This window comes from Frigoribacterium sp. CFBP 13729 (assembly GCF_014841875.1).
In the GTDB taxonomy this organism is placed as follows: Bacteria; Actinomycetota; Actinomycetes; order Actinomycetales; family Microbacteriaceae; genus Frigoribacterium.
The window spans coordinates 106,214-129,786 of the sequence record NZ_JACYUR010000004.1 but is presented as its reverse complement, the minus strand read 5'-3'; the positions used below and the strand labels follow the sequence as shown (position 1 = coordinate 129,786).

Annotated in this window: 27 protein-coding genes; 10 read left to right on the top strand and 17 right to left on the bottom strand. The window is 72.3% G+C overall.

What is annotated here, in order from left to right:
* Positions 1-137: 137 nt before the first annotated feature.
* From IFT77_RS12925 to IFT77_RS12860, 14 genes are all read right to left on the bottom strand, one after another.
* Positions 138-323 (bottom strand): hypothetical protein, encoded by a 186-nt coding sequence (locus IFT77_RS12925; RefSeq protein ID WP_192042992.1) that lies wholly within the window; start codon positions 321-323, stop codon positions 138-140.
* A 119-nt stretch (positions 324-442) separates the two neighbouring features.
* Positions 443-2,422 (bottom strand): cytochrome c oxidase assembly protein, encoded by a 1,980-nt coding sequence (locus IFT77_RS12920; RefSeq protein ID WP_123548598.1) that lies wholly within the window; start codon positions 2,420-2,422, stop codon positions 443-445.
* Between the two features lie 140 nt (positions 2,423-2,562).
* On the bottom strand, positions 2,563-2,850 hold the full coding sequence (locus IFT77_RS12915) for an HU family DNA-binding protein (RefSeq protein WP_043595940.1): 288 nt from the start codon (positions 2,848-2,850) through the stop codon (positions 2,563-2,565).
* 138 nt (positions 2,851-2,988) lie between these two features.
* Complete coding sequence (gene rpsN / locus IFT77_RS12910; protein WP_056058637.1) at positions 2,989-3,294, bottom strand: 30S ribosomal protein S14; 306 nt, start codon at positions 3,292-3,294, stop codon at positions 2,989-2,991.
* Between the two features lie 2 nt (positions 3,295-3,296).
* Entirely contained in the window at positions 3,297-3,464 is a 168-nt protein-coding gene (gene rpmG, locus IFT77_RS12905) for a 50S ribosomal protein L33 (RefSeq protein ID WP_043595944.1), read from the bottom strand.
* Positions 3,464-3,700, bottom strand: coding sequence for a 50S ribosomal protein L28 (gene rpmB, locus IFT77_RS12900; protein ID WP_123548488.1), 237 nt, complete (start codon positions 3,698-3,700; stop codon positions 3,464-3,466). The genes rpmG and rpmB overlap by 1 nt, the downstream gene beginning before the upstream one ends.
* A gap of 237 nt (positions 3,701-3,937) precedes the next feature.
* The gene (locus tag IFT77_RS12895; protein WP_133738809.1) at positions 3,938-4,375 is read right to left on the bottom strand and encodes a Fur family transcriptional regulator; all 438 of its coding nucleotides are present in this window, start codon (positions 4,373-4,375) and stop codon (positions 3,938-3,940) included.
* A 39-nt stretch (positions 4,376-4,414) separates the two neighbouring features.
* The gene (locus tag IFT77_RS12890) at positions 4,415-5,332 is read right to left on the bottom strand and encodes a metal ABC transporter permease (RefSeq protein ID WP_192170206.1); all 918 of its coding nucleotides are present in this window, start codon (positions 5,330-5,332) and stop codon (positions 4,415-4,417) included.
* Positions 5,329-6,135: a metal ABC transporter ATP-binding protein gene (locus IFT77_RS12885; RefSeq protein ID WP_370544969.1), complete on the bottom strand. Its 807-nt coding sequence runs from the start codon at positions 6,133-6,135 to the stop codon at positions 5,329-5,331. The genes IFT77_RS12890 and IFT77_RS12885 overlap by 4 nt, the downstream gene beginning before the upstream one ends.
* A 71-nt stretch (positions 6,136-6,206) precedes the next feature.
* The gene (locus IFT77_RS12880) at positions 6,207-7,214 is read right to left on the bottom strand and encodes a metal ABC transporter solute-binding protein, Zn/Mn family (RefSeq protein ID WP_192170205.1); all 1,008 of its coding nucleotides are present in this window, start codon (positions 7,212-7,214) and stop codon (positions 6,207-6,209) included.
* A gap of 75 nt (positions 7,215-7,289) precedes the next feature.
* A complete protein-coding gene (locus tag IFT77_RS12875; RefSeq protein WP_192170204.1) occupies positions 7,290-8,828 on the bottom strand; it encodes a 2-oxo acid dehydrogenase subunit E2 in 1,539 nt (512 codons plus the stop codon).
* 13 nt (positions 8,829-8,841) lie between these two features.
* Positions 8,842-9,807: an alpha-ketoacid dehydrogenase subunit beta gene (locus IFT77_RS12870; protein WP_244638810.1), complete on the bottom strand. Its 966-nt coding sequence runs from the start codon at positions 9,805-9,807 to the stop codon at positions 8,842-8,844.
* Positions 9,808-9,902: 95 nt separating this feature from the next.
* The gene (locus IFT77_RS12865; protein ID WP_123548494.1) at positions 9,903-11,060 is read right to left on the bottom strand and encodes a thiamine pyrophosphate-dependent dehydrogenase E1 component subunit alpha; all 1,158 of its coding nucleotides are present in this window, start codon (positions 11,058-11,060) and stop codon (positions 9,903-9,905) included.
* Positions 11,061-11,090: 30 nt separating this feature from the next.
* Entirely contained in the window at positions 11,091-12,161 is a 1,071-nt protein-coding gene (locus tag IFT77_RS12860; protein ID WP_192042998.1) for a histidinol-phosphate transaminase, read from the bottom strand.
* A gap of 30 nt (positions 12,162-12,191) precedes the next feature.
* Between IFT77_RS12860 and IFT77_RS12855 the strand changes: the two genes are divergently transcribed.
* The 3 genes from IFT77_RS12855 to purB are packed head-to-tail and all read left to right on the top strand — an operon-like array spanning position 12,192 to position 14,475.
* Positions 12,192-12,596, top strand: a complete 405-nt coding sequence (locus IFT77_RS12855; protein ID WP_123548496.1) for a phage holin family protein — start codon at positions 12,192-12,194, stop codon at positions 12,594-12,596.
* Positions 12,597-12,646: 50 nt separating this feature from the next.
* Entirely contained in the window at positions 12,647-13,096 is a 450-nt protein-coding gene (locus tag IFT77_RS12850) for a low molecular weight protein-tyrosine-phosphatase (RefSeq protein WP_146905901.1), read from the top strand.
* The gene (gene purB, locus IFT77_RS12845) at positions 13,093-14,475 is read left to right on the top strand and encodes an adenylosuccinate lyase (protein WP_192042999.1); all 1,383 of its coding nucleotides are present in this window, start codon (positions 13,093-13,095) and stop codon (positions 14,473-14,475) included. The genes IFT77_RS12850 and purB overlap by 4 nt, the downstream gene beginning before the upstream one ends.
* A gap of 394 nt (positions 14,476-14,869) precedes the next feature.
* On the opposite strand, the gene IFT77_RS12840 is transcribed toward purB, so the two are convergent.
* Positions 14,870-15,115, bottom strand: a complete 246-nt coding sequence (locus tag IFT77_RS12840) for a hypothetical protein (RefSeq protein WP_123548498.1) — start codon at positions 15,113-15,115, stop codon at positions 14,870-14,872.
* Positions 15,112-15,921 carry a DUF308 domain-containing protein gene (locus IFT77_RS12835; RefSeq protein ID WP_192170203.1) on the bottom strand — a complete coding sequence of 270 codons (810 nt, stop codon included), beginning with the start codon at positions 15,919-15,921 and terminating at the stop codon, positions 15,112-15,114. The genes IFT77_RS12840 and IFT77_RS12835 overlap by 4 nt, the downstream gene beginning before the upstream one ends.
* A 347-nt stretch (positions 15,922-16,268) precedes the next feature.
* On the opposite strand from IFT77_RS12835, the gene IFT77_RS12830 reads away from it, so the two are divergent.
* Positions 16,269-17,384, top strand: coding sequence for an acyl-CoA desaturase (locus IFT77_RS12830; RefSeq protein WP_192043001.1), 1,116 nt, complete (start codon positions 16,269-16,271; stop codon positions 17,382-17,384).
* Positions 17,385-17,458: 74 nt separating this feature from the next.
* Here the strand turns inward: IFT77_RS12830 and idi are convergent, their stop codons facing one another.
* Positions 17,459-18,037: an isopentenyl-diphosphate Delta-isomerase gene (idi, locus tag IFT77_RS12825; RefSeq protein ID WP_192170202.1), complete on the bottom strand. Its 579-nt coding sequence runs from the start codon at positions 18,035-18,037 to the stop codon at positions 17,459-17,461.
* Between the two features lie 18 nt (positions 18,038-18,055).
* Here idi and IFT77_RS12820 point away from each other — a divergent pair, with 18 nt between their 5' ends.
* Genes IFT77_RS12820 through IFT77_RS12795 form a run of 6 tightly spaced genes read left to right on the top strand, consistent with a single transcriptional unit; the run spans position 18,056 to position 23,564 of the window.
* Positions 18,056-19,171: a polyprenyl synthetase family protein gene (locus IFT77_RS12820; RefSeq protein WP_371741053.1), complete on the top strand. Its 1,116-nt coding sequence runs from the start codon at positions 18,056-18,058 to the stop codon at positions 19,169-19,171.
* On the top strand, positions 19,168-20,070 hold the full coding sequence (locus IFT77_RS12815; protein WP_192170201.1) for a squalene/phytoene synthase family protein: 903 nt from the start codon (positions 19,168-19,170) through the stop codon (positions 20,068-20,070). The genes IFT77_RS12820 and IFT77_RS12815 overlap by 4 nt, the downstream gene beginning before the upstream one ends.
* Positions 20,067-21,761 (top strand): phytoene desaturase family protein, encoded by a 1,695-nt coding sequence (gene crtI / locus IFT77_RS12810; protein WP_371741052.1) that lies wholly within the window; start codon positions 20,067-20,069, stop codon positions 21,759-21,761. The genes IFT77_RS12815 and crtI overlap by 4 nt, the downstream gene beginning before the upstream one ends.
* Entirely contained in the window at positions 21,761-22,126 is a 366-nt protein-coding gene (locus IFT77_RS12805) for a lycopene cyclase domain-containing protein (protein WP_192043073.1), read from the top strand. The genes crtI and IFT77_RS12805 overlap by 1 nt, the downstream gene beginning before the upstream one ends.
* Positions 22,123-22,572 carry a lycopene cyclase domain-containing protein gene (locus tag IFT77_RS12800; protein WP_192170200.1) on the top strand — a complete coding sequence of 150 codons (450 nt, stop codon included), beginning with the start codon at positions 22,123-22,125 and terminating at the stop codon, positions 22,570-22,572. The genes IFT77_RS12805 and IFT77_RS12800 overlap by 4 nt, the downstream gene beginning before the upstream one ends.
* Positions 22,569-23,564, top strand: coding sequence for a prenyltransferase (locus IFT77_RS12795; protein WP_371741051.1), 996 nt, complete (start codon positions 22,569-22,571; stop codon positions 23,562-23,564). Before IFT77_RS12800 ends, IFT77_RS12795 begins: the two co-directional genes overlap by 4 nt.
* Positions 23,565-23,573: the final 9 nt, after the last annotated feature.

Below are 23,573 nucleotides of genomic sequence, written 5' to 3'. Positions count from 1 at the left end.
CCGGGCGCCCCGCGGTGTGCCGAGGTGCCCGGGTGCCGACCCGGTCGAGCTCCGCTCGACCGACGAGCCGGCGCGGGCTTCGCCTGCAAGCCCGGCCGAGCTCAGCTCGACCGTCGAGTCGGCGTAGGGCCCGGCGCCTAGCGCGTGCCTGCGTCGCTCGCCTGAGCCGCGTCGGAGGCCGACTGCTGCTGGTGCTGCGGCGTCGGCTGCGGTGCGGCGGACTCGCCCGCGTCGCGGTGCGGCAGCGTGCCGCCGAAGAGGGTCGCGGCGGCGATGCCGAGCACGACGACCCCGAGCTGAGTGCGTGCGATCGTGCTGGCCATGGGGCGTCCTCCCGGTCGGGGCGCCTCGTGACGTCCGCGTCCGATCCAAGCCGCCCCACGCCTCCCGCACGACCCCCAGAGCGAGCGCCCCTCGCACGGGGCGCAGCCAGCGCCGCGGCTCAGCCCCGGTCGCTCCGCGCCAGCGCCCCGAGCTGCTCGTTGTAGGCGGTCAGCTCGGCGTCGCCGTCGCGGTCGGCCTGGCGGTCCTTGCGCTTGGCCTCGCGGCCGTCGCTGCGGCTCCACATGATCGCGACGATGATCGCCATCGTGACGGTCGGGATCTCGCCGACGCTCCAGGCGATGCCGCCGGCGGCGTACTGGTCCTGCATCGGGGTCGGCCCCCAGGTGCGTCCCATGGCGCCGTACCAGTCGGCCAGGAACAACCCGGTCGCCGTCATGATGCCGATGCCGAAGAACGCGTGGAACCCCATGGTCGCCAGCAGCACGACGAGCCGCATCGGGTAGGGCAGGCGCCCCTTGACGGGGTCGATGCCGATCATCGACTGCACGAAGAGGTACCCGACGATCAGGAAGTGCACGATCATCCAGTAGTGGCCGAGGTGCGTCGTCGTCGCCCAGCTGAACAGCGACGTGTAGTAGAAGACGAAGAGCGACCCGGCGAAGAGCACGGCGGCGACGATCGGGTTGCTGATCACGTGCGCGTAGCCCGAGTGCACGAGGATCATGATCCACTCGCGCGGCCCCCGCGTGCCGTCCGTCCGCTTGCGGATCGCCCGCAGCGCGAGCGTGGCCGGCGCACCCGGCACCAACAGCAGCGGGATCACCATGCCGAGCACCATGTGCGACAGCATGTGCGCGCTGAACAGGTACGGCTCGTACACGTTCGGGGCGCCGCTCGTCACGTAGAAGAGCACGAGCAGCCCGGCGACCCACGAGGCCGTGCGGCCGAGCGACCAGCTGTCGCCGCGACGGCGCAGGCGCACGACGCCCGCGATGTAGAAGAAGATCCCGAAGGCACAGACGAGGGCCCAGAGCAGGTCGACGTTCCACTCCGTCAGGTAGCGGATCGGCGTGAGCTCGCGCGGCAGCGCCTCCTCCGTGAGGATCTCGGCCGGGGTCGGGGCGGCGAGGTCGCTGGCCGCCACCTCCTCGACCGGGGTCGCGGTGCGGGCGAGCGCGGACGCGACGCCGGAGGCCAGGCCCATGAAGGCCAGCTCGGCCGTGACGAACCACCAGAAGAACCGGGCTGTCCTGGCCGGCTGGGTCTCCATCCGCCTGACCAGGTACTGCCGCTGCACGACGCCGAACAGCCCGAGCGCGACCAGGGCGAAGGTCTTCACCAGCACGAGCACGCCGTAGCCCGTCGACAGCGCCGCCCAGTCGCCGATGCGCAGCGCCGCGCTGCCGACGCCCGAGACGGCCACGACGACGAAGCAGATGATCGCGAGGGTCGAGTACCGCGCCAGCACGACGCCGATGCGGCCCTTCTCGAGCGTGCTCCGCAGCAGCACGAGCGCGACGAGCCCGCCCAGCCAGACGGAGGCGCCCTCGAGGTGCAGCGCGAGGTCGGTCACGGCGGCGTCGTGTCCGCTCGAGCCCGCGGCGTGGCCCTGCTGGGCCAGGGGGATGAGCCCGCCGCCCGCGAGCACGGTCAGGGCGACGAGCGCCCAGATGTTCCGCAGCACGAAGCTGAGCACGGTGACCGCCGCCGCGATCAGGGTCGTGATGAGCCAGGCGCGGCCCAGCTCGGTGTCGGTGAGGAAGAAGGCGAGCGTCCGGCCGAACTGCTCGTCGAGGGTGACGGGCACGTTGGCGACGCTGAGGAACGTGAAGAAGCTGGTGGCCGCGGAGGCGACGGTCCAGAACCCGGCAGCGCCGGCGGCGATGTCCATGGCCCGCTCGAACTCGGGCCGGTCGCGGGACAGGGCGAAGCAGGTGAGGAACAGCGTGCCGATCGTGACGGCCGCGCCGATGTTGCCCAGCATCTTGGCCATCGGCAGCCCGTAGCGCACGACCTGCCCGGGGTCGACGACGAGCGGCGCGTCGGCGGCGCCGCCGAACTTCAGGGCGGCGACGAGGGCCGCGAACGCGACGACCACGAGCAGTGCGGGCCCGGCCGTGCGGGAGAGTCTGGGCATCGGTCCCATGCTAGGTCGCCCCGACTGGGAGCGGGAGCGGTCCGCTCGCCGCCGAGCGACCTCGTCCGCCCCGGGAACGCGAGAGAGGGCGGCGACCGGAGTCGCCGCCCTCTCCCGGGTGCTTCGTGAGAAGCGGAGGACTACTTGACCGCAGCCTTGAGCTTGCTGCCGGCGCTGACCTTGACCGAGTCGCTCGCGGCGATCTCGAGGGCCTCGCCCGTCTGCGGGTTGCGACCCGTGCGAGCGGCGCGGTGCGTCTTCTCGAAGGCGATCCACCCGGGGATGGTGACCTTCGTGCCGTCGGCGACCGACTTCGACACGACGGAGAAGAAAGCGTCGACGACGCCGCTGACGGCGGCCTGGCTCTGGCCGGACTCGGAAGCGACAGCTGCGACGAGCTCGGTGCGGTTCAGTGACTTGTCAGCCATGTGGTGTCCTCCTCGGACTTCGTTCGGTGAGACATGACACGGCGTTCACCGTGCCTGTTCGGATCAGGCGGCAGGGCCGAGGGCCCTCCGCCCGTGTAGCTCAGCCCCGGGGCCTGGGCCCCGGGAAACGGCTCGAACCTACCAGGAAGACTTCGTGATGCCCGGAAGCTCACCACGGTGTGCCATGTCGCGGAAGCGCACGCGGCTGATGCCGTACTCCTTGAGGTGGCCGCGGGGGCGACCGTCGATCGCGTCGCGGTTGCGGAGGCGGACCGGCGACGCGTCGCGCGGCAGCTTCTGCAGGCCGAGACGAGCGGCCTCGCGGCTCTCGTCGGTGCCGGCCGGGTCGACCAGGGCCTTCTTCAGCTCGAGGCGCTTCTCGGCGTAGCGCGCGACGATGACGGCGCGCTGGTCGTTCTTGGCGATCTTGCTCTTCTTGGCCATGCTTAGCGCTCCTCGCGGAATTCGACGTGCTTGCGGATGACCGGGTCGTACTTCTTGAGAACCAGGCGGTCGGGGTTGTTGCGACGGTTCTTCTTGGTCACGTACGTGAAACCGGTGCCCGCCGTCGAGCGGAGCTTGATGATGGGACGGACGTCCTGCTGACGAGCCATTAGATCTTCTCCCCACGAGCGAGCAGGTCCTTGACGACCGACTCGATGCCACGAGCGTCGATGACCTTGATGCCCTTGGCGCTGAGCTGGAGGGTCACCTTCCGGCGCAGCGACGGCACGTAGTACGTCTTCTTCTGGATGTTCGGGTCGAAACGGCGCTTGGTGCGTCGGTGCGAGTGCGAGATGTTGTGGCCGAAACCAGGAATGGCTCCGGTCACCTGGCAGGTTGCTGCCATGATTTCCTCCGTAGGTACCGTAGGAGCTCGCCGTCCGGGGACGACCGACTCCTACCCAAGGTCACTTGTCGGCGCGCGTCACCCCGCTCGGTCCGCATGACGGGCCGTGGTGCTCGGGGATCAGTGCACATGGGCGCAGAGAGCGCCCAACCAAAGGAAGAGCTTACGCGACACGCCCGACCCGGGTCAACTGCGTGCCTGGTGGGCAGGGGGACCCCAGAGCCCAGGAGGCGCGGCTCAGCCGGCAGCGCCGCCGCGCGTCACGGCGGGGTCGCGTCCCGCGGCCTTCTCGGCCGTGCACGCCGCGCAGGTGCCGAACACGTCGACGATGTGCTGGGCCTCGGTGAAGCCGTGCTGGGCGGCGACCTGGCGGGCCCAGGTCTCGACCGCGTCGGCCTCGATCTCGACCGTGGTGCCGCAGGTGCGGCAGATGAGGTGGTGGTGGTGCGTGCCCGGGGTGCAGGCTCGGTAGAGGCTCTCGCCCTCCTGCTGCAGCGAGTCGGCGGCGCCGTCGGTGGCGAGGTCCGCGAGCGCGCGGTAGACGGTGGCGAGACCGATCGGCGACCCCGTCTCGCGGAGCTGCCCGTGCAGCGACTGGGCGCTGACGAAGCCCTCGCTGCGGCCGAGCGCCTCGCGCACGGCCTCACGCTGCCACGTGTTCCGCTTGGCTACCACTGCGCACCTCCGTGCCTCGGTCGTGCAGGTCCGACCACGTCAGGCCTCCGTCGTCGTCGAGGGTACCGGCGCGGCCTGGGGGCGACCGGTGCCGCCTCCGCGGCCTGTCCGCCCGCCTCCTCGGCTCTCGCGTCGCCCGCCGACGATGCGGCAGACGAGCCAGATGAGGAACGAGATGGTCGTGACGTACGGGCTGATCGGCAGGCCGCCGCCGAGCGCCAGCAGGATGCCGCCCACCACGGACACGACCGCGAACACGACGCTGAGCACGGGCACGAGGCGCGGGTCGACGGTGAGCCGCAGGGCCGCCGCCGCCGGGGTGACCAGCAGCGCGAGCACGAGCAGGGCGCCCACGATCTGCACCGAGACCGCCACCGCGAGGCCGAGCGCGAGCATGAAGACGAGGCCGAGCGCCCGCACCGGGATGCCCGCCGCCGCCGCGACGTCGGGGTCGACGCTCGCGAAGGTCAGCGGTCGCCAGATCACGAGCAGCACCACGATCACGACGGCCGAGATGGCGATGAGCCAGCCCAGCTGCGGGTTGTCGACCGACACGATCTGACCGGTCAGCAGGCCGAACTTGTTCGCCGACCGCCCGCGGTACAGCGCGAGGAACAGGATGCCGAGGCCGAGCCCGGCGGGCATGAGCACCGCGATGATCGAGTTCCGCTCGCGCGCCCGCGACCCGAGCAGGCCGATCAGCAGGGCGGCGACGACGCTGCCGACGACGGAGCCGCCCACGACGTTCGCGCCGATCAGCAGGGCCGCCGAGGCCCCGGCGAACGAGAGCTCGCTGATCCCGTGCACGGCGAACGGCAGGTTGCGGGTGATGACGAACGGGCCGATCAGGCCGCCGACGAGGCCGAGCACGGCGCCCGCGATGATCGAGTTGCGCACCAGCACGACGAGCTCGCCGAAGTCCTGGAACGAGAACAGCTGGGTCCAGAGTTCGGTCACCGCACGAGTCCTTCGTCGTCGTCGTGCTCGTCGGCGTGGTGGTCGTCGTGGCCCTGGCCGCCGACGATGACGATGCGCCCCATGGTCCGCACCACGTCGACGGGCGTGCCGTAGAGCTCGCTGAGCACGGGTGCCTGCAGCACCTCGTCGGGGGTGCCGACGCGGAACTTGCCGCCGGCGAGGTAGAGCACCCGGTCGACGACGTCGAGGATCGGGTTCACGTCGTGGGTCACGAACACGACGGCCGCCCCGCGTGCGCGCCGCTGGCGGTCGATCAGCTCCGTGACCCCGCGCTGGTGCCGCAGGTCGAGCGAGATGAGGGGCTCGTCGCAGAGCAGCAGGGCGGGCTCGGCCGCGAGGGCCTGGCCCACGCGGGCGCGCTGCTGCTCGCCGCCCGACAGGCTGGCCACGGGGGCCGAGGCGAACGAGGAGGCGCCCACCTCGTCGACGAGGGCGTCGATCGTCGCGCGCTCGGCGGCCGACTCGCGGCGCAGGCCCCAGCGGTGTCCGGTGACGCCGAGGGCGATCATGTCGCGCGTCCGCAGCGGGGTGCCGGCCTCCATCAGCCGCTGCTGCGGCACGTACCCGATGCGGCGGTGCCCGCGGCCGACCGGCCGGCCGAGGAACTCGAGGGTGCCCTCGGTGAGCTGCTGCTGGCCGAGCACGGCGCGCAGCAGCGTGGTCTTGCCCGCGCCGTTGGGCCCGAGCACGGCGAGGAACTCGCCGGGGGCCACGTCGAGGTCGAGCCCCGACCAGAGCGTGCGGTCGCCGAACGAGACGCCGGCGCCGCGCAGGCGCAGCACGGCGTCGCCGCCGCCCCCGGCCGAGGAGGCGCGGTGGGCGGCGGCGACGGAGGCGTCGGTCGTGCCGGGGGTCACTTGTCGAGCGCCGCCGTGATCGCGTCGATGTTGCTCTGCTGCCACGAGACGTAATCATCCCCTGTCGGGAGCAGCTCCGTGACCGGGACGATCGCGACGCCGGCGTCGGTGGCCGCCTGCTCGACCTGCTCGGTCTCGGGGCTGGAGGTCTGCTCGTTGTAGGCGAGCAGATCGACGGTGCCGTCCGAGAACAGCTGCAGGGTCTCGTTCAGGGCGGCCGGCGACACGTCGTCGCCCTCCTCGATCGCCTCGGAGAAGTCGGACGGGGTCACGTTCACGAGGCCCATCGCGTCGAAGAGGTACCCGGGCACCGGCTCGGTGTAGGCGACCGACTCGCCGTCGTGGGCGGCCTTCACCTCGGCGGCCTGCGCCTCCAGGTCGGCGATCTGCTCGCCGAACGAGGCGGCGGCCGCGGTGAACGTGTCGGCCTGGGCAGGGTCGACCGCACCGAGCTCGTCGGCGATCGCGGTGGCGAGGGCCGCCATCGAGGGGAGGCTGTAGAAGACGTGCTCGTTGAAATCGCCGTGGTCGTGCCCGTGGTCGTCGGCCTCGGCCGTCTCGTCGGCGTGCGCCTCGCCCGACTCGTCGGCGTGGGCCTCATCGCCGTGCTCGTCCGCGTCGAGGCCGCTCACCTCGACGGCGTCGATCACGGCCGCGTCCGACCCGCTGGCGTCGAGCAGCGTGTGCATGAACTCGTCGTAGCCGCCGCCGTTCTGGACCACGACGTCGGCCCGCGAGACGGCGAGCTGCGTGCGGGCGTCGGCCTCGTACGAGTGCGGGTCCTGCGAGGGGTCGCTGATGACGCTGGTGACGTCGACCGCGTCGCCGCCGACGGTCTTCGCGATGTCGCCGTAGACGTTCGTCGAGGCCACGACGGCGATCGCGCCCCCGTCGTCCGACGACGACCCGCCGGCACCGGCACCGTCGCCCGAGGCGCAGCCGCTCAGCACGAGTACGGCGGCGGCGGGCAGGGCGAGCAGCGACAGGGCGCGCGGTGTCTTCATGTCGCCACGCTATTGCTACTGATAATGATTGTCAAAACAGGCTGCCGCGACGGGCGGAGCCGAGGAGGCGACCGCTCAGTCGAGCAGCAGCGCCGGCTCCTCGAGCACGCTCGCCACGTCGGCCACGAACCGGCTCGCCACGTCGCCGTCGACGACGCGGTGGTCGAAGCTCGCGCCGATCGTCGTCACCATGCGCGACCGCACCTCGCCGTCGACGACCCACGGCTTCGCCTTGATCGTGCCGAGGGCGACGATGGCGACCTCGCCCGGGTTGAGGATCGGCGTGCCGGTGTCCATGCCGAAGACGCCGATGTTGGTGATCGTGATGGTGCCGTCGCGCATGTCGGCCGGGCTCGTCTTGCCGTCGCGGGCCGTGAGGGTCAGCTGCTCGAGCGCCTGGGCGAGCTCGAGCAGGCTCATCGACTGCGCCTCCTTGACGTTCGGCACGATCAGGCCGCGGGGCGTCGCCGCGGCGATGCCGAGGTTGACGAAGTGGTGCACGAGGATCTCGCGGTCGGTCCAGGCCGAGTTCACCATGGGGTTGCGGCGCACGGCCCAGATGATGGCCTTGGCCATGATCAGCAGCGGCGAGACCTTGACGCCCGCGAACTGCGGCGAGGCCTTGAGGCGCTTGACGAACTCCATCGTGCGGGTCGCGTCGACGTCGACGAAGAGGCTGACGTGCGGCGCGGTGAAGGCGGACGACGTCATGGCGGCGGCGATGGCCTTGCGGACGCCCTTGACGGGGATGCGCTCGACGCGCTCCTCGCTCCACTCGGGGGTCTCGATGTTGCGGAACACGCTGGCCTGCTGCGCGTGGCGGATGACGTCGTCGCGCGTGACCTCGCCCGCGAGGCCGGTCGGCTGCACGGTCGCGAGGTCGACCTCGAGGTCCTTCGCGAGCTTGCGGATCGGCGGCTTCGCGATGATCGGCAGCGCGAGCGCGGCGGGCACCGAGGTCGTCGGCCGGCGGCGGGCCTGCTCGGCCACGCGCAGCTGGCGCGCGTCGACCTCGCCCTGCGACGGCTTGCGGCGACGGGTCTGGCCGTGGCCGCCCGCGGCGCCGTAGCCCACGAGCACGGCGCCCGAGCCCGAGTCGGCCGACGAACCCGACGAACCCGACGCCGACGGCGCCGAGGCCGACGGAACTGTCGAGGCGGCGGACGGCACGGAGCCCGTGCTGCCGGACGCGGCCACCTCGTCGGCCGAGGGCGCAGGAGGCGCGGGCGGGGCAGCAGGGGCGGGCGCGGACTGGCGAGCGCGCTGCTCGGAGAGCGCCGCCTCCTCTTGCGCGATGATCTGGGCGGTGCGGGCCAGCGCGCCCGACTCGCCGGACGCGGCCTCGGCGGCCCGGTCGGACGGCGTGGCCGGCCCGGTGCCGTCGGCGATGGTGATGATCGGCGTGCCGACGTCGACGGTCTCGCCGCTGGCGACGAGCACGCTCTCGACGACGCCCGCGTAGGGCGAGGGCAGCTCGACGAGCGACTTGGCCGTCTCGATCTCGACCAGCACCTGGTTGATCTGGACGATGTCGCCCGGGGCGACCTTCCACTCGACGATCTCGGCCTCGGTCAGGCCCTCGCCGACGTCGGGAAGGGAGAACTCACTGGTCACGGAGGTGTTCCTCTCAGTACGCGAGAGCGCGGTCGACGGCCTCGAGCACGCGGTCGGCGTCGGGCAGGTAGAGGGTCTCGAGCTTGGCGGGCGGGAAGGGCGTGTCGAACCCGCTCACGCGCAGCACCGGAGCCTCGAGCGAGTAGAACGCCTTCTCGGCGACCGTCGCGGCGATCTCGGAGCCGACGCTGACGAAGCCGGGCGCCTCTTGTGCGACGACGAGGCGGCCGGTCTTGCGGACCGACTCGAGGATCGGCGCGTAGTCGATCGGCGACAGGGACCGCAGGTCGACGACCTCGGCCGAGATCCCCTCGGCGGCCGCGATCTCGGCGGCCTGCAGCAGCACGCTGACCATGGCGCCGTGGCCGAGCAGGGTGACCTCGGTGCCGGTGCGGACGACGCGGCTGGCGTGCAGCGGAGCGTGCGGCTCGGCGAGGTCGACCTCGCCCTTGGGCCAGTAGCGGCTCTTGGGCTCGAAGAACATGACCGGGTCGTTCGACGCGATCGCCTCCTGGATCATCCAGTAGGCGTCGTGCGGCGTGCTCGGGCTGACGACGCGCAGGCCGGCCGTGTGCGCGAAGTAGGCCTCGGGGCTCTCCTGGTGGTGCTCGACGGCGCCGATGTGCCCGCCGTAGGGCACCCGGATGACGACGGGCATCGTGACCGAGCCCTCGTGGCGGTTGGTCATCTTGGCGAGCTGCGACACGATCTGGTCGAAGCCGGGGTAGATGAACCCGTCGAACTGGATCTCGACGACGGGGCGGAAGCCGGCCATCGCGAGGCCGATGGCGCTGCCGACGATGCCCGACTCGGCGAGGGGCGTGTCGATGACCCTGTTCTCGCCGAACTCGGCCTGCAGCCCCTCGGTGACGCGGAAGACGCCGCCGAGCGTGCCGATGTCCTCGCCCATGAGCAGCACGCGCGGGTCGTCGGCCATGGCGCGGCGGAGGCCGGCGTTGATCGCCTTGCCGAGCGGCATGGTCTCGAGGGAGGCGCGGGTCGGCTCGTCGACGTCGGAGCCGCCCTGCGGACCGGCGGCCGGTGCGGCGGCAGCGGTGGTGGTCGTCACGTCGCTCATGCGCGTCCTCCTGCAGAGTCGGAGCCGGCGTCGCCGCCGAGGCCCTGTTCGTAGTGGGTGAGCCACTCGTGCTGCTCGCGCATGACGGGGTGCGGCTCGCTGTAGACGTGCTCGAACATCAGCGACGGGTCGGGCGCGGGCAGCGACGTCGTGCGGGTGCGGACGTCGTGGCCCAGGTCGTCGCCCTCGGCCTCGAGCCCGGCGAAGAACGCGTCGCCCTCGCCGCGCGACCGGAGGAACGCGGCGAAGCGGTCGATCGGGTCGCGGGCGATCCAGCCCTGCAGCTCGTCGTCGGTGCGGTACTTGCTCGGGTCGTCGGACGAGGTGTGCGCGCCGATGCGGTACGTCATCGCCTCGATGAACCGGGGGCCGGAGCCCGAGCGCGCGGCGTCGAGGTCGCGGCGGCTGACGGCGTAGCTCGCGAGCACGTCGTTGCCGTCGATCTGGGTCGCGGGCAGGCCGAAGCCCGCGGCGCGGTCGACGAGCGGCGTGCGCGACTGGCGCGAGACCGGCACGCTGATGGCCCACTGGTTGTTCTGCAGGAAGAACAGCTCGGGCGTCTGGAAGCTGGTCGCGAAGACCATCGCCTCGCTGACGTCGCCCTGGCTGGTCGCACCGTCGCCGAAGAAGGTGACGACGGCCTGGTCGACCTCGGGGTCGCCCGTGCCGCTCTTGCCGTCGAGGCCGAGGCCCATCGCGTAGCCCGTGGCGTGCAGCGTCTGCGAGCCGATCACGAGCGTGTACACGTGGAAGTTCTGGTGCTCGGCGGGCACCCAGCCGCCGTGGGTGTGGCCGCGCAGCAGGCGCAGGATGTCGACCGGGTCGACGCCGCGGGCGAGGGCGACCGCGTGCTCGCGGTACGACGGGAACAGGTGGTCCTGAGGGCGGGTGGCGTGCGCCAGGCCGACCTGGGCGCCCTCCTGGCCGTGGCTCGGCACCCAGAGGGCGAGCTGGCCCTGGCGGGCGAGGGCGGCGGCCTCGCGGTCGAAGCGCCGCGTCAGCACCATGTCGCGGTGCATCGCGCGCAGCTGGTCGTCGCTCAGCGCGTCGACCCAGGGCAGGAACTCGGCCGTGTCGTCGGTGCGGACCAGCTCGCCGGCGGGCGTCAGCAGCTGGACCGTGCCGGGGCGCCGGCTCGTTTCGCTCGGGGACATGCGCACCAACCTACTAGGGCACGCATGCCCTCACACGGATGTGTTCCCCAGCACTTCCTGCGCCGCCCGCAGCACCCGCTCGACCGACTCCGGCTCGCCGATCGTGACGCGGAGGCCCTCGGGCGCGAACGCCCGGACGACCAGCCCGTGGGTCTCGAACACCTCGGCCGCGTGGGCCGTGTGCTCGCCGGTCGGCAGCCAGACGAAGTTGCCCTGGGCGAGCGGCGGCTCCCAGCCCTGGTCGACGAGGGCGCGCCAGACCTGGTCGCGCAGGACCGCGATCCGGTCCACCCGCGCGAGCAGCTCCTCCTCGTGTGCCAGCGACGCCAGCGCGGCGGCCTGGCCCTGCGCGGTCACGGCCAGCGGGATCGCCGTCGAGCGCGCGGCGTCGAGCACCGAGGAGGCGCCGATCGCGTACCCGACGCGGAGCGCCGCCAGGCCGTGCGCCTTCGAGAACGTGCGCAGCACGACGAGGTTCGGGTGCCGCTCGGTGAGCGACGGGCCGTCCACGGCGTGCTCGTCGGTGACGAACTCGGCGTAGGCCTCGTCGAGCACGACCAGGAGGTCGTCGGGGACGGCCGACATGAACTGCTCGAACTCGGTCGTCGTGACGACCGTGCCGGTGGGGTTGTTGGGCGAGCAGACGATCACCAGGCGGGTGCGCTCGCCGACGGCCGCGGCCATCGCGACGAGGTCGTGGCTGCCGTCCTCGCGGAGGGGCACCTGCACGCTGGTCGCGCCGCTGACGGTGACCAGCCCGGGGTAGGCCTCGAACGAGCGCCAGGCGTAGACGACCTCGTCGCCCGGGGCCGCGGCGGCGAGCACGAGCTGCTGCAGCAGCGAGACGCTGCCGGCGCCCACGTGCACCTCGTCGGTGGTGACGCCGAACTTGTCGGCGAGGGCGGCGCGGAGGCCGGCGGCCGTCGCGTCGGGGTAGCGGTTGACCGCGACGGCGTCGCGGAGCGCGTCGACGACGGCGGGGAGCGGCTCGAACGGGTTCTCGTTCGACGACAGCTTGAACGCGTCGGGGGCGGCCTGCTTCCCCTGGCGGTAGGCGGGCAGGGCGGCGATCTCGGGACGGAGCCTGACGGGAGCGTTCACCCGGCCACCTTAGGGCGGCATGATGGACCCATGCGATTCCTCGTGCGGCTGCTGATCAACGCCCTCGCCCTCTGGGCGACCACGTTCGTCGTCGGGGGAGTGCGCGTGGACGCGTACGGCGACGGCGGCACCACCGAGACCGTGCTGACCTACCTGCTCGTCGCGCTCATCTTCGGCATCGTCAACGGGGTCGTCGGCACGGTCATCCGCGTCGTCGCGTTCCCCCTCTACGTGCTGACCCTCGGGCTGCTCTCGCTGATCGTCAACGGGCTGCTCCTCGGCATCGTCGCCTGGATCTCGGGGCAGATCGGCTTCGGCCTCGTCGTCGACGGCTTCTGGTGGGGCGTGCTCGGCGCGCTCGTCCTCGCGGTCGTCGCCTGGCTGATCGGGATCGTGATCCGCCCGATCGTCGAGCCGAGCGACCGCCGGCGGTGAGCCGCCTCAGCGTCGTCTTCGTCTGCACCGGCAACATCTGCCGGTCGCCGATGGCCGAGGTGGTCCTGCGCGAGGTCGCCCGCCGGGCCGGCCACGCCGACTCGCTCGACGTGTCGTCGTCGGGCACGGGCGACTGGCACGTCGGCGAGGGGGCCGATCCGCGCACCGTCGAGGCGCTGCGGGCCCGTGGCTACGATGGCTCCCGGCACCGCGCCTCCCAGTTCTCGACCGCCGACTTCGCTCGTCACGACCTCGTGGTCGCGCTCGACCGGGGCCACGAACGGGTGCTCCGGTCGTGGGCGGAGAACGAGTCGGACCGCTCGAAGGTGCAGCTGCTCATGTCGTTCGACCCCCAGGGCGCGGCGCAGGGCGGCTCCGACGTGCCCGACCCCTACTACTCGGACCCGGCCATGTTCGACGACGTGCTCGCCATGGTCGAGCGAGCCTGCACCGCCCTCTTCCGCCAGATCGAACCCGCACTCCGCAAGGGACCCTCATGACGTTGCCCCCTCAGCCCCTCAGCCCGCTCGACGGCCGCTACCGCGCCTCCGTGGGGCAGCTCGGCGACCACCTCAGCGAGGCGGGCCTGAACCGCGCCCGCGTGCACGTCGAGGTCGAGTGGCTGATCGCCCAGACCGACCGCGGCGCGTTCGGCGCCGAGGCGCTCACGGCCGACCAGAAGGAGGCGCTGCGAGCGGTCGTCACCGACTTCGGGCAGCCCGCGATCGACGAGCTCGCCGGGCTCGAGGCCACGACCCGTCACGACGTCAAGGCGGTCGAGTACTACGTGCGCGCCCGTCTGTCCGAGCTGGGCCTCGACCCGATCGCCGAGCTCACGCACTTCGCCTGCACGAGCGAGGACATCAACAACCTCTCGTACGCGGTGACCGTCAAGGCCGCCGTCGCCGAGGTCTGGCTGCCCGCGCTCGACGCCGTCGTCGACGCCCTGTCGACCTGGGCCGCGGACGCCCGCGACGTGCCGATGCTCGCGCACACGCACGGCCAGCCCGCGACCCCCACGACCGTCGGCAAGGAGTTCGCGGTCTTCGTGCACCGCCTCCAGCGCCTCCGCGCCCAGGTGGCCGGCACCGAGTACCTCGGCAAGTTCAGCGGCGCCACCGGCACGTTCTCGGCGCACGTCGTCGCCGACCCGTCGGCCGACTGGCCCGAGATCTCGCGGGCCTTCGTCGAGGACGCCCTGGGCCTCAGCTGGAACCCCCTCACGACCCAGATCGAGTCGCACGACTGGCAGGCCGAGCTCTACTCGCGCATCGCCCACGTCAACCGCGTGCTGCACAACCTCGCGACCGACATCTGGTCGTACATCTCGATGGGCTACTTCACGCAGATCCCGCAGGCGGGCGCCACCGGGTCGTCGACGATGCCGCACAAGATCAACCCGATCAAGTTCGAGAACGCCGAGGCCAACCTCGAGCTGTCGTGCGCCCTGCTCGACTCGCTCGCCGCGACCCTCGTCACCTCGCGTCAGCAGCGCGACCTCACCGACTCGTCGGCCCAGCGCAACATCGGCGTCGCCCTCGGCCACTCGGTGCTCGCGCTCGACAACCTGCGTCGCGGGCTCGGCGAGATCGCCGTCGGCACCGCTGCCCTCGAGGCCGACCTCGACGGCAACTGGGAGGTGCTCGGCGAGGCGATCCAGACGGTGATCCGCGCCGAGGTCGTCGCCGGTCGCTCGTCGATCGCCGACCCCTACGCGATGCTCAAGGAGCTCACCCGGGGCAAGCGCGTCTCGCAGGCCGACCTGGTCGCCTTCGTCGAGGGGCTCGACATCGGCGCCGACGCGAAGGCCCGCCTCGTGGCGCTCACCCCCGCGACCTACACGGGCCTCGCCTCGGACCTCGTCGCCCGCCTGAGCTAGCCGCGCCGCACGGCGCGCTGCGGGCTGCGTGCTGCGTGCTGCGTGCTGCACGCTGCGCGCTGCGTGCAGGTCGCGCGGCGCCGCACGTTGCGGGCCGCACGCAGGTCTCTGTGTGCGACGAGGGGCCGGGTCCGCAAATGCCGACCGCGGCCCCTCCAATGGTGGCATTTCGCTGCTCTCGAGCGTGCTCAGGGTCCGATCAGTCGGCATTTGCGCTGCGGACCGTCCGCACGAGCAGCCCGCACGTGGTCAGTGGCGGCAAATGCCGACCGCAGAGCACGCAATAGTTGCTTTTCCCGGCACACGGAGTCGCTCCGAGCATGATCGGTCGGCATTTGCGACAGGTGGTCGCGAGGAGGCGCGCTGGGGTACTCGACGGGGCAGCAGGCCCGGGTCAGTGGCCCTTGGGGCGGTCCGACTCGTCGATCTCGTGGCGCTCGTCCTCGTTGGGCTTCGCGGCGAGGGCCAGCATCGCGATCACGACGAGCGCGACGATGAAGGCGATGCAGAGGAAGATCAGCGCGAGCTCGAGCTCACGGGTGGTCATCAGCACGACGAGTCCGACGAAGACGGCGAAGACGCCGCTGAGGCCCAGGAACTCGGCGGGACGGACGCGCTCGCGCCAGCTGGGTGTGGTCATGCGTGCTGTCCCTCGTCCGATGTGGGTTCGATGCTGTCGTCGGTGCTCGTGCTCGTGCTCGTGCTCGTGCGGCGGCCGGCCGGCCCCGCGTCGGTCCGTCCTGCGGCGCCGTGTCCCCCGCCGTCGTGTCCTGCGGCGCCGTGCCCCGCGTCCGTCTGCCACCGCAGCGACAGCCCGGCGATCACCAGGAACACCCCGACGACCGCGGCCCAGGCGCCGAGCACCCCCACCAGCACCGTGGACGAGGTGAGCTCGCCCTCGATCTGCTCGACGCCGCCGAGCGGCTGCGCGTAGTCGAGCGGCACCACCAGGAACACGACGCCGAGCGCCAGCGTGAGCACCCCGACGCTGATCCAGTCGCGGGCGAGCGGCGAGCGGCCGCGGCGACGCAGGCCGGCGACGAGCTCGAGGGCGCCGGCGACGAGCGCCCAGCCCGACACGAGCGCGACGAAGAACGCGAGCCCGGCCGAGGAGGCGGCGAGGGCGACCGCGCCGGCGACGACGGTCGTCACGCCCTGGACGACCTGCAGCGTGCGGCTGCTGCGGTCGTCGAGGCGCAGCAGCACGCCGACGGCGAGCAGCAGCCCGCTGATGACGGCGGCGACGCCGAACGACACGAGCCCGACGAACGGCGAGTGGTCACGCGAGAAGGTCACGACGGCGGCCGTCACGAGGAGGGGCACCGCACGCACCAGGGGCACGGGCCAGTACGACGAGGAAGCCGCCGAGGAGCCAGCCGAGGAGGCGCGGCCCCGGTCGGCCGTGTCGCCGCCGGACGGCACGGGGGGCACGGAGGCAGACGGCACGGTACTTCTTCCTGGGCGGGGCGGACCCGAGGAGTTTACCGCCCCCTCCTGGCAGGTCCCGCGCGGGACGGCGAGGGTCGCTCGCCGTCGAGCGAGGGGCCACCGGCGAGAACGACAGCGAGCGCCCGCGACGACGCCCGCGCCTCCCGCACGCGCCCGCACGCGCCCGCACGACCGTCCGCGCCCCCGCCCGCGCGACCGTCCGGTCCACCTGTGCATCCGCCCGGCATCGCTGTGCATCGCCGCCTGCGCTGGCGCTGACCCCGACCGTGCCCCTAGCGTCAGAGGCATCTGGGGCGCACCGCTCACCTCCACGGCTGGGAAGTCGACACACCCGCGGGAGCTCCATGTCCGTCATCGCACCCCCCACCGGCGCCTCCGGCCCGGTCTCGTCCGGCTTCCGGCCGACCGTCGCCGGTCGTGCCAGCAAGCCGACCAGCACCTACTCGGCCCTGCTCGCCAGCGTGCGCGAGGCGGGTCTGCTCCGCCGCCGCACCGGCTTCTACGTCACGGTCTTCGTGATCCTCGTGGCCTGCCTCGGCGGCGCCGCGACCGGCTTCGTCCTGCTCGGCTCCAGCTGGTTCCAGCTGCTCATCGCCGCGGCCCTCGGCATCATCCTCACGCAGTTCGCGTTCCTCACCCACGAGGCCGCGCACCGCCAGGTCTTCGACTCCGGCACGCGCAACGACAAGGTCGGCCGCGTCCTCGCCGCCGGCGTCGTCGGGATGAGCTACGCGTGGTGGATGTCGAAGCACACCCGGCACCACGCCAACCCGAACACCAAGGGCAAGGACCCGGACATCGCGTTCGACACGGTCTCGTTCCTCGAGGAGGACGCGGCGAAGCAGACCGGCCTCATGAAGCACCTGACGCGTCGTCAGGGGTACTTCTTCTTCCCGCTGCTGCTCGGCGAGGGCGTCAACCTGCACGTGCACTCGTTCAAGGTGCTGCTCACGAAGGAGAAGATCGAGGGCCGTGCGCTCGAGATCTCGCTGATCGCCACGCGCATGGTGCTCTACTTCGGCGCCGTCTTCTTCTTCCTGCCCGTCGGGATGGCGTTCGCCTTCATCGGCGTGCAGATGGCCGTCTTCGGCCTCTACATGGGCTCGTCGTTCGCGCCGAACCACAAGGGCATGCCGATCATCCCCGAGGGCGCCAAGGTCGACTTCCTCAGCAAGCAGGTGCTCACCTCGCGCAACATCACGGGTCGCTTCTCGACCGCGTTCATGGGCGGCCTGAACTACCAGATCGAGCACCACCTGTTCCCGAGCATGGCCCGGCCGCACCTGCGTGCCGCGTCGAAGCTCGTCAAGGCGCACTGCGCCGCACACGAGATCCCCTACCAGGAGACGACGGCCGTCAAGTCATACGGCATCGTCATCCGCTACCTGAACCGCGTCGGCCTCGCCGCGGGCGGCGACCCCTTCGACTGCCCGGCAGCGGCGCAGCTCCGCCCCCGCTGAGCGGCGCCCGGTCCTGAGCGCGACGGCGCCTGTCCCCTCGGGGGCAGGCGCCGTCGCGCTGTCCGGCTCGGCGGCTAGCCCTGCGGCGTCGGCCAGGCCTCGAGCTGCCAGCCGAGCCACGGGCTGAACGCGAACGGCGTCGCGGCGACCGCGTCGCGCAGCGCCGCGGGGTCGGTCCAGGCCCACTCGGCCACCTCGTCGGGCGACGGGTCGGGCACGCCGACTGCGCGGGCGGTGAAGACCGGGCAGATCTCGTTCTCGACCACGCCGGAGGCGTCGGTCGCGAGGTACCGGAAGTCCGGCAGCACGCTGCTCACGTCGGTGACCTCGATGCCGAGCTCCTGCGACGCGCGCCGGGACACCGCCTCCTCGGGGGTCTCGCCCGGTGCGGGGTGGCCGCAGAAGGAGTTGGTCCAGACGCCGGGCCAGGTCTTCTTCGACAGGGCACGACGGGTGACGAGCACGCGGCCGCGGTCGTCGAGCACGTGGCAGCTGAAGGCGAGGTGCAGCGGGGTCGTCGCCGTGTGCACCGTGGCCTTCAGGTGCGTGCCGCAGGGCTCGCCGGCGTCGTCGAGCAGTACCACGAGCTCGTCGCCGCCGCCCGCGACGGGGCTGCGGAGCGCCTGGGGATGCACGGAGGTCTCGGGTGTCATGAGAGGTAGTCTGCCCTGGTGAGCGGTGAACACCAGCGCGCGGGGACGCACGACCGGCAGGGCCGTGTGGTCGGCGACCTCGCCGACCGCGACGCGCGCGACCAGTCCCGCGTCGAGGCCGTGCTCGACGACTTCTTCCGGCTGGCCAAGCGCCGGGCCGAGTCGGTCGGCTACCGGTACGTCGACCTCTGGAAGGTCCTCGAGCGCAACACGAGCGGCGGAAAGCGCTTCCGCCCTCGCATGGTCTTCACCACGTACACGGCCCTCGGCGGCCGCGACGACGAGGCCGCGGCCCGCGTCGGCGCCGCCTTCGAGCTGCTGCACACCGCGCTGATCGTCCACGACGACGTCATCGACCGCGACTTCTCGCGCCGCGGCATCCCCAACGTCAGCGGCAGCTACCGCGACGAGGCGACCACGGCGGGCATCCCCACGCCGACCGCCGAGCACCGCGGCATGTCGGCCGCGGTCATCGCCGGCGACCTCGCGCTGACGGGTGCGAGCCGCCTCCTGCTGCAGGTGCCCTGCGACGGTCCGGTCCAGGCGCGCCTCCTCGACCTGCTCGACGAGGCCGTGTTCGTCAGCGCCGGCGGCGAGATGATCGACGTCGAGCTCTCGCTCTCGGACGACCTGCCGACCGTCGACGAGATCCTCGACATGGAACGCGCCAAGACCGCCGTCTACTCGTTCGAGGCCCCGCTGCAGGCCGGCGCCGTGCTGGCCGAGGCACCGGAGGCGGTGGTCAGGGCCCTGGGCGAGTTCGGCCGCGAGGTCGGGGTCGCGTACCAGGTCGTCGACGACCTGCTCGGCGTCTTCGGCACGCAGTCCGACACCGGCAAGACCACCCTCGGCGACCTCCGCGAAGGCAAGCGCACGGTGCTCGTCGCGCACGCGGCCACGACCGGCGACTGGTTCGGCATCCGGCCCTTCATCGGCAAGGCCGACCTGTCCGAGGCCGAGGCCGAGGTCGTGCGCGGCCGCCTCGAGGCCTGCGGTGCCCGGCGCTTCGCCGAGCAGCTCGTCGAGGACCACGCGCGTCGCGCGCTCGACGTGCTCGACGGGCCCGACGTCGGCGAGGCCCTGCGCGACGCCCTGGCCCCCCTCGTCCAGGTCGTGCTGGAGCGCGTGCGGTGACCGGTCTCTCGCTCTACGACGCGACCGCCGACGGCACCGCGTCCGGCGTCATCCGTCGGTACTCGACCTCGTTCGGGCTCGCGTCGCGGCTGCTCGGCACGGCCGTGCGCCAGCACGTCGAGAACGTCTACGCGCTCGTGCGGGTCGCCGACGAGGTCGTCGACGGGCCGGCGACGGAGGCGGGCCTGACGGCCGACGAGTCGCGTCGCTGCCTCGACGAGCTCGAGGCCGACACCGAGCGCGCGATGGCCCAGGGCTTCAGCGCCAACCTCGTCGTCCACGCCTTCGCGCGCACCGCGCGGGCGACCGGCTTCGGCCCCGAGCTGACCCGCCCGTTCTTCGAGTCGATGCGCGCCGACCTGAGCGCGAGCGAGCACGACCAGGAGTCGTTCGACCGCTACGTGCACGGCTCGGCCGAGGTCGTCGGGCTGATGTGCCTGCGTGCGTTCCTCACCGGCCACAGCTACCCGGAGTCGACGCGGGCGCTGCTCGACGAGGGCGCCACGCGGCTCGGGGCGGCCTTCCAGAAGGTGAACTTCCTCCGCGACCTCGCGGCCGACTTCGAGCACCTCGGCCGCAGCTACTTCCCCGGGGTCGACGTGACGACCTTCGACGAGGCCACGAAGCTGCGCCTCATCGCCGACATCGACGACGACCTGCGCGTCTCGGGCGAGGTGATCCCCGTGCTGCCCGCCTCGTCGCGCCGCGCGGTGGCGCTCGCCCACGGCCTGTTCGCCGAGCTGAACCGGCGTCTCGAGGCGACCCCCGCCTCCTCGCTCATCCGGGCGCGCGTCCGCGTGCCCGACCCCGTCAAGGTGCGGATCGCGCTGCAGGCCACGGCCGGCCGCGTCGCCTCCGTCCCCGACCACCGACCCCCACCTCCTGGAGCCTCCCTGTGACGACCCCCTGGCTGAAGCGCGCCGTCGGCGACACGAGCGTCGAGCGGCACGGCCGCCGGGTCGTCGTGATCGGCGGCGGCATCTCCGGCCTGGCCAGCGCGGCGCTGCTCGCCCGCGAGGGCCACGACGTCACCGTGCTCGAGAAGAACGACCAGGTCGGCGGTCGCGCCGGCAGCTGGGAGCAGGACGGCTTCCGCTTCGACCTCGGCCCGAGCTGGTACCTGATGCCCGAGGTGTTCGACCACTTCTTCCGGCTGATGGGCACGTCCGCCGACGAGCAGCTCGACCTGGTGCCGCTCGACCCCGGCTATCGCGTCCTGTTCGAGCCCGGTGCCGACGGCACACGCGAGGAGCCGATCGTCGTGCCGCGCGGCCTCGAGGAGAACATCGCGCTCTTCGACGGCATCGAGCCCGGCAGCGGCGACCGCATGCGCGGCTACCTGCGGTCGGCGCGCGACACCTACGAGCTCGCCAAGCAGCGGTTCCTCTACACGAGCTTCGAGACCGTCGGCCCGCTGCTCCGCGGCGACGTCGTCGTGCGGCTGCCGAAGCTCGGCCGCCTGCTGCTGCAGGACCTGGACGCGTTCGCCTCGCGGGCCGTCAAGGAGCCGCGCCTGCGGCAGATCCTCGGCTACCCCGCCGTGTTCCTCGGGTCGTCGCCGTTCGCGACCCCGAGCATGTACCACCTGATGAGCACGCTCGACCTCGACGACGGTGTGCTCTACCCCCAGGGTGGCTTGACGACCGTGATCCGGCGGATCGCGGCGGTGGCCGAGGAGGCGGGCGTCCGGATCGTCACGGAGGCGCCCGTCACCCGGGTCCTCACGTCGCCCGGGCCCGGACGCTCCGCCGTCGTGCGCGGCGTCGAGCACGGCGACGCCGAGGGCGGGCACCACGTGCTCGAGGCCGACGTGGTCGTCGGGGCGGCCGATCTCGAGCACCTCGAGACGCAGCTGCTGCCCGAGGGCCTGCGCACCTACGACTCCGACTACTGGGCCACCCGCGACCCGGGGCCGAGCGCCCTGCTGCTGTACCTGGGCGTCGAGGGCGAGGTGCCCGAGCTCGAGCACCACACGCTGTTCTTCGCGCGCGACTGGCACGAGAACTTCGACCGCATCTTCGGCGACGACAAGCGGATCCCCGACCCGCCGTCGCTCTACGTCTGCAAGCCGAGCACGGTCGACCCGTCGACGGCGCCCGCCGGGCACACGAACCTCTTCGTGCTCGTGCCGCTGCCCGCCGACCCGTCCCTCGGCCGCGGCGACGTGGGCGGCGACGGCGACCCGCTGATCGAGCGGCTCGCCGACCAGGTCATCGAGCAGATCGCCGACTGGGCCGAGATCCCCGACCTCGCGTCGCGCGTCGTGCTGCGCCGCACCCGCGGCCCGCGCGACTTCGTCGACGACGTCAACGCCTGGAGCGGCAGCATGCTCGGCCCGGCGCACACGCTCTCGCAGAGCGCGATGTTCCGTGCAGGCAACACCTCCGAGCACGTGCAGGGCCTCTTCTACGCGGGCGGCTCGGTGCGCCCGGGCATCGGCCTGCCGATGTGCCTGATCAGCGCCGAGATCCTGCTCAAGAACATGCGCGGCGACACGAGCACGGGGCCGGTGGCCGAGCCGGCCGTCGGCGCGGGCGCGGGCTCCGACGCGGGCTCCGGGGTCGTGCCCGGCGCGAGCGGCGACGCCTGATGGGCTTCGCGTACCTCGTCGCCCTGCTGATCTCGATCTTCGGCATGGCGATGCTCGACCGGCGCTTCGGCCTGTTCTTCTGGCGGGACGGCTGGCGGGCGTTCGTCACGCTGCTCGTCGGCGTCGTGTTCTTCCTCATCTGGGACATCGTCGGCATCGACGCCGGTGTCTTCTTCCGTGGCGAGACGTCGTTCATGACGGGCGTGCAGCTCGCGCCCGAGCTGCCCCTCGAGGAGGTCTTCTTCCTCGTGCTGCTCTGCTGGCTCACGATGAACCTGCTCGCCGGCTCGCGCCTCGTGCTCGACGCGCGGGAGCGCCGCCGGGCCGCGTCGGCCGCCCTCTCGACGGGCGGTGACCGCGCGTGACGTACTGGGCGATCAACGCGGTCTTCCTCGGGCTCGTGGCCGTGACGGCGGGGGCCGCGCTGCTGCTGCGCTGGGCGCGCACCCGGTCGACCCGCGCCTCCTCGACCCGTGCGTCCTCGACCCACGGCTCGCTCGCGGCCGTCGTGCGCGCGGCCGGGCTCTCGACCGCGGTGCTGCTGGTGATGACCGCCGTCTTCGACAACGTCATGATCGGCGTCGGGCTCGTCGGCTACGACGAGTCGCGCATCAGCGGCGCCTTCGTCGGCATCGCACCGCTCGAGGACTTCGCCTACGCGGTCGCGGCGCTCGTGCTGCTGCCGAGCATCTGGACCCTGCTCGGGTCGCGGAGCGAGACGGAGGCCGCGAAGGCGGCGAGGGCGTCGCGTCGCGCCGGCAGCGGCAGCGGCGCCGGCACCAGCACGCCGGACGCCGAGGAGGCGCGGTGACCGCGACCCTGAGGGCCCTGTTCTGGTCCTCCCGGCCCCTCAGCTGGATCAACACGGCGTTCCCGTTCGCGGCGGCGTACGTCCTGACCGCGGCCAGCACGCCGAGCCCGGACGCCGACGCGGGCGGCGCCTACGTCTCGCAGTCGGTCGCCGACGCCGTCGCCGACGGGTCTGCCGCGGTGCTCGTCCTCACCGGGCCCAGCCCTGCCTTCGACTTCTCGCAGGTGGACTGGCTCGTCGCGGTCGTCGGCATCCTGTTCTTCCTGGTGCCCTACAACCTCGCGATGTACGGCATCAACGACGTCTTCGACTACGAGAGCGACCTGCGGAACCCGCGCAAGGGCGGGGTCGAGGGCGCCCTGCTCGACCGGAGCATGCACCGTACGACGCTCTGGGCGGCGGTGCTCACGTGCGTGCCGTTCGTCCTCTTCCTCGTCGCGGTGGGCAGCCCGCTCAGCTGGCTGGTGCTCGCCGTCAGCCTGTTCGCGGTCGTCGCCTACTCGGCGAAGGGCCTGCGCTTCAAGGAGCGCCCGTTCGTCGACTCCGTCACGTCGAGCACGCACTTCGTCAGCCCCGCCGTCTACGGCCTCGTGCTCGCGGGGGCCACCTTCACGCCAGCGCTCTGGGCGCTGCTGGGGGCGTTCTTCCTCTGGGGGGCAGCGAGCCACGCCTTCGGCGCCGTCCAGGACGTGATCGCCGACCGCGAGGGCGGCATCGCCTCGATCGCGACCGTGATCGGTGCCCGCACCACCGTCCGGCTCGCCGTCGTCGCCTACCTGCTCGCGGGCATCCTGCTCACCTTCACCGACGCACCCGGGCCGTTCGCGGCGATCATCCCCGTGGCCTACGCCCTGAACTGCGCGCCCTGGTGGAACATCACCGACGCCGAGGCGGAGGGCGCGAACAAGGGCTGGAAGAGGTTCCTCTGGCTCAACTTCGTGTCGGGGTTCGTCACGACGATGCTGCTCATCGGGTGGGTCGCGCTGGCGTAGCCGGCCCCG

Coding starts and splice junctions, on each gene's coding strand:
- IFT77_RS12925 (WP_192042992.1), bottom strand. CDS start 323: ATGGCCAGCACGATCGCACGCACTCAGCTCGGGGTCGTCGTGCTCGGC.
- IFT77_RS12920 (WP_123548598.1), bottom strand. CDS start 2,422: ATGCCCAGACTCTCCCGCACGGCCGGGCCCGCACTGCTCGTGGTCGTC.
- IFT77_RS12915 (WP_043595940.1), bottom strand. CDS start 2,850: ATGGCTGACAAGTCACTGAACCGCACCGAGCTCGTCGCAGCTGTCGCT.
- rpsN (WP_056058637.1), bottom strand. CDS start 3,294: ATGGCCAAGAAGAGCAAGATCGCCAAGAACGACCAGCGCGCCGTCATC.
- rpmG (WP_043595944.1), bottom strand. CDS start 3,464: ATGGCTCGTCAGCAGGACGTCCGTCCCATCATCAAGCTCCGCTCGACG.
- rpmB (WP_123548488.1), bottom strand. CDS start 3,700: ATGGCAGCAACCTGCCAGGTGACCGGAGCCATTCCTGGTTTCGGCCAC.
- IFT77_RS12880 (WP_192170205.1), bottom strand. CDS start 7,214: ATGAAGACACCGCGCGCCCTGTCGCTGCTCGCCCTGCCCGCCGCCGCC.
- IFT77_RS12870 (WP_244638810.1), bottom strand. CDS start 9,807: ATGCCGCTCGGCAAGGCGATCAACGCCGGCCTCCGCCGCGCCATGGCC.
- IFT77_RS12865 (WP_123548494.1), bottom strand. CDS start 11,060: ATGTCCCCGAGCGAAACGAGCCGGCGCCCCGGCACGGTCCAGCTGCTG.
- IFT77_RS12855 (WP_123548496.1), top strand. CDS start 12,192: ATGCGATTCCTCGTGCGGCTGCTGATCAACGCCCTCGCCCTCTGGGCG.
- IFT77_RS12850 (WP_146905901.1), top strand. CDS start 12,647: ATGGCCGAGGTGGTCCTGCGCGAGGTCGCCCGCCGGGCCGGCCACGCC.
- purB (WP_192042999.1), top strand. CDS start 13,093: ATGACGTTGCCCCCTCAGCCCCTCAGCCCGCTCGACGGCCGCTACCGC.
- IFT77_RS12840 (WP_123548498.1), bottom strand. CDS start 15,115: ATGACCACACCCAGCTGGCGCGAGCGCGTCCGTCCCGCCGAGTTCCTG.
- IFT77_RS12830 (WP_192043001.1), top strand. CDS start 16,269: ATGTCCGTCATCGCACCCCCCACCGGCGCCTCCGGCCCGGTCTCGTCC.
- idi (WP_192170202.1), bottom strand. CDS start 18,037: ATGACACCCGAGACCTCCGTGCATCCCCAGGCGCTCCGCAGCCCCGTC.
- IFT77_RS12805 (WP_192043073.1), top strand. CDS start 21,761: ATGGGCTTCGCGTACCTCGTCGCCCTGCTGATCTCGATCTTCGGCATG.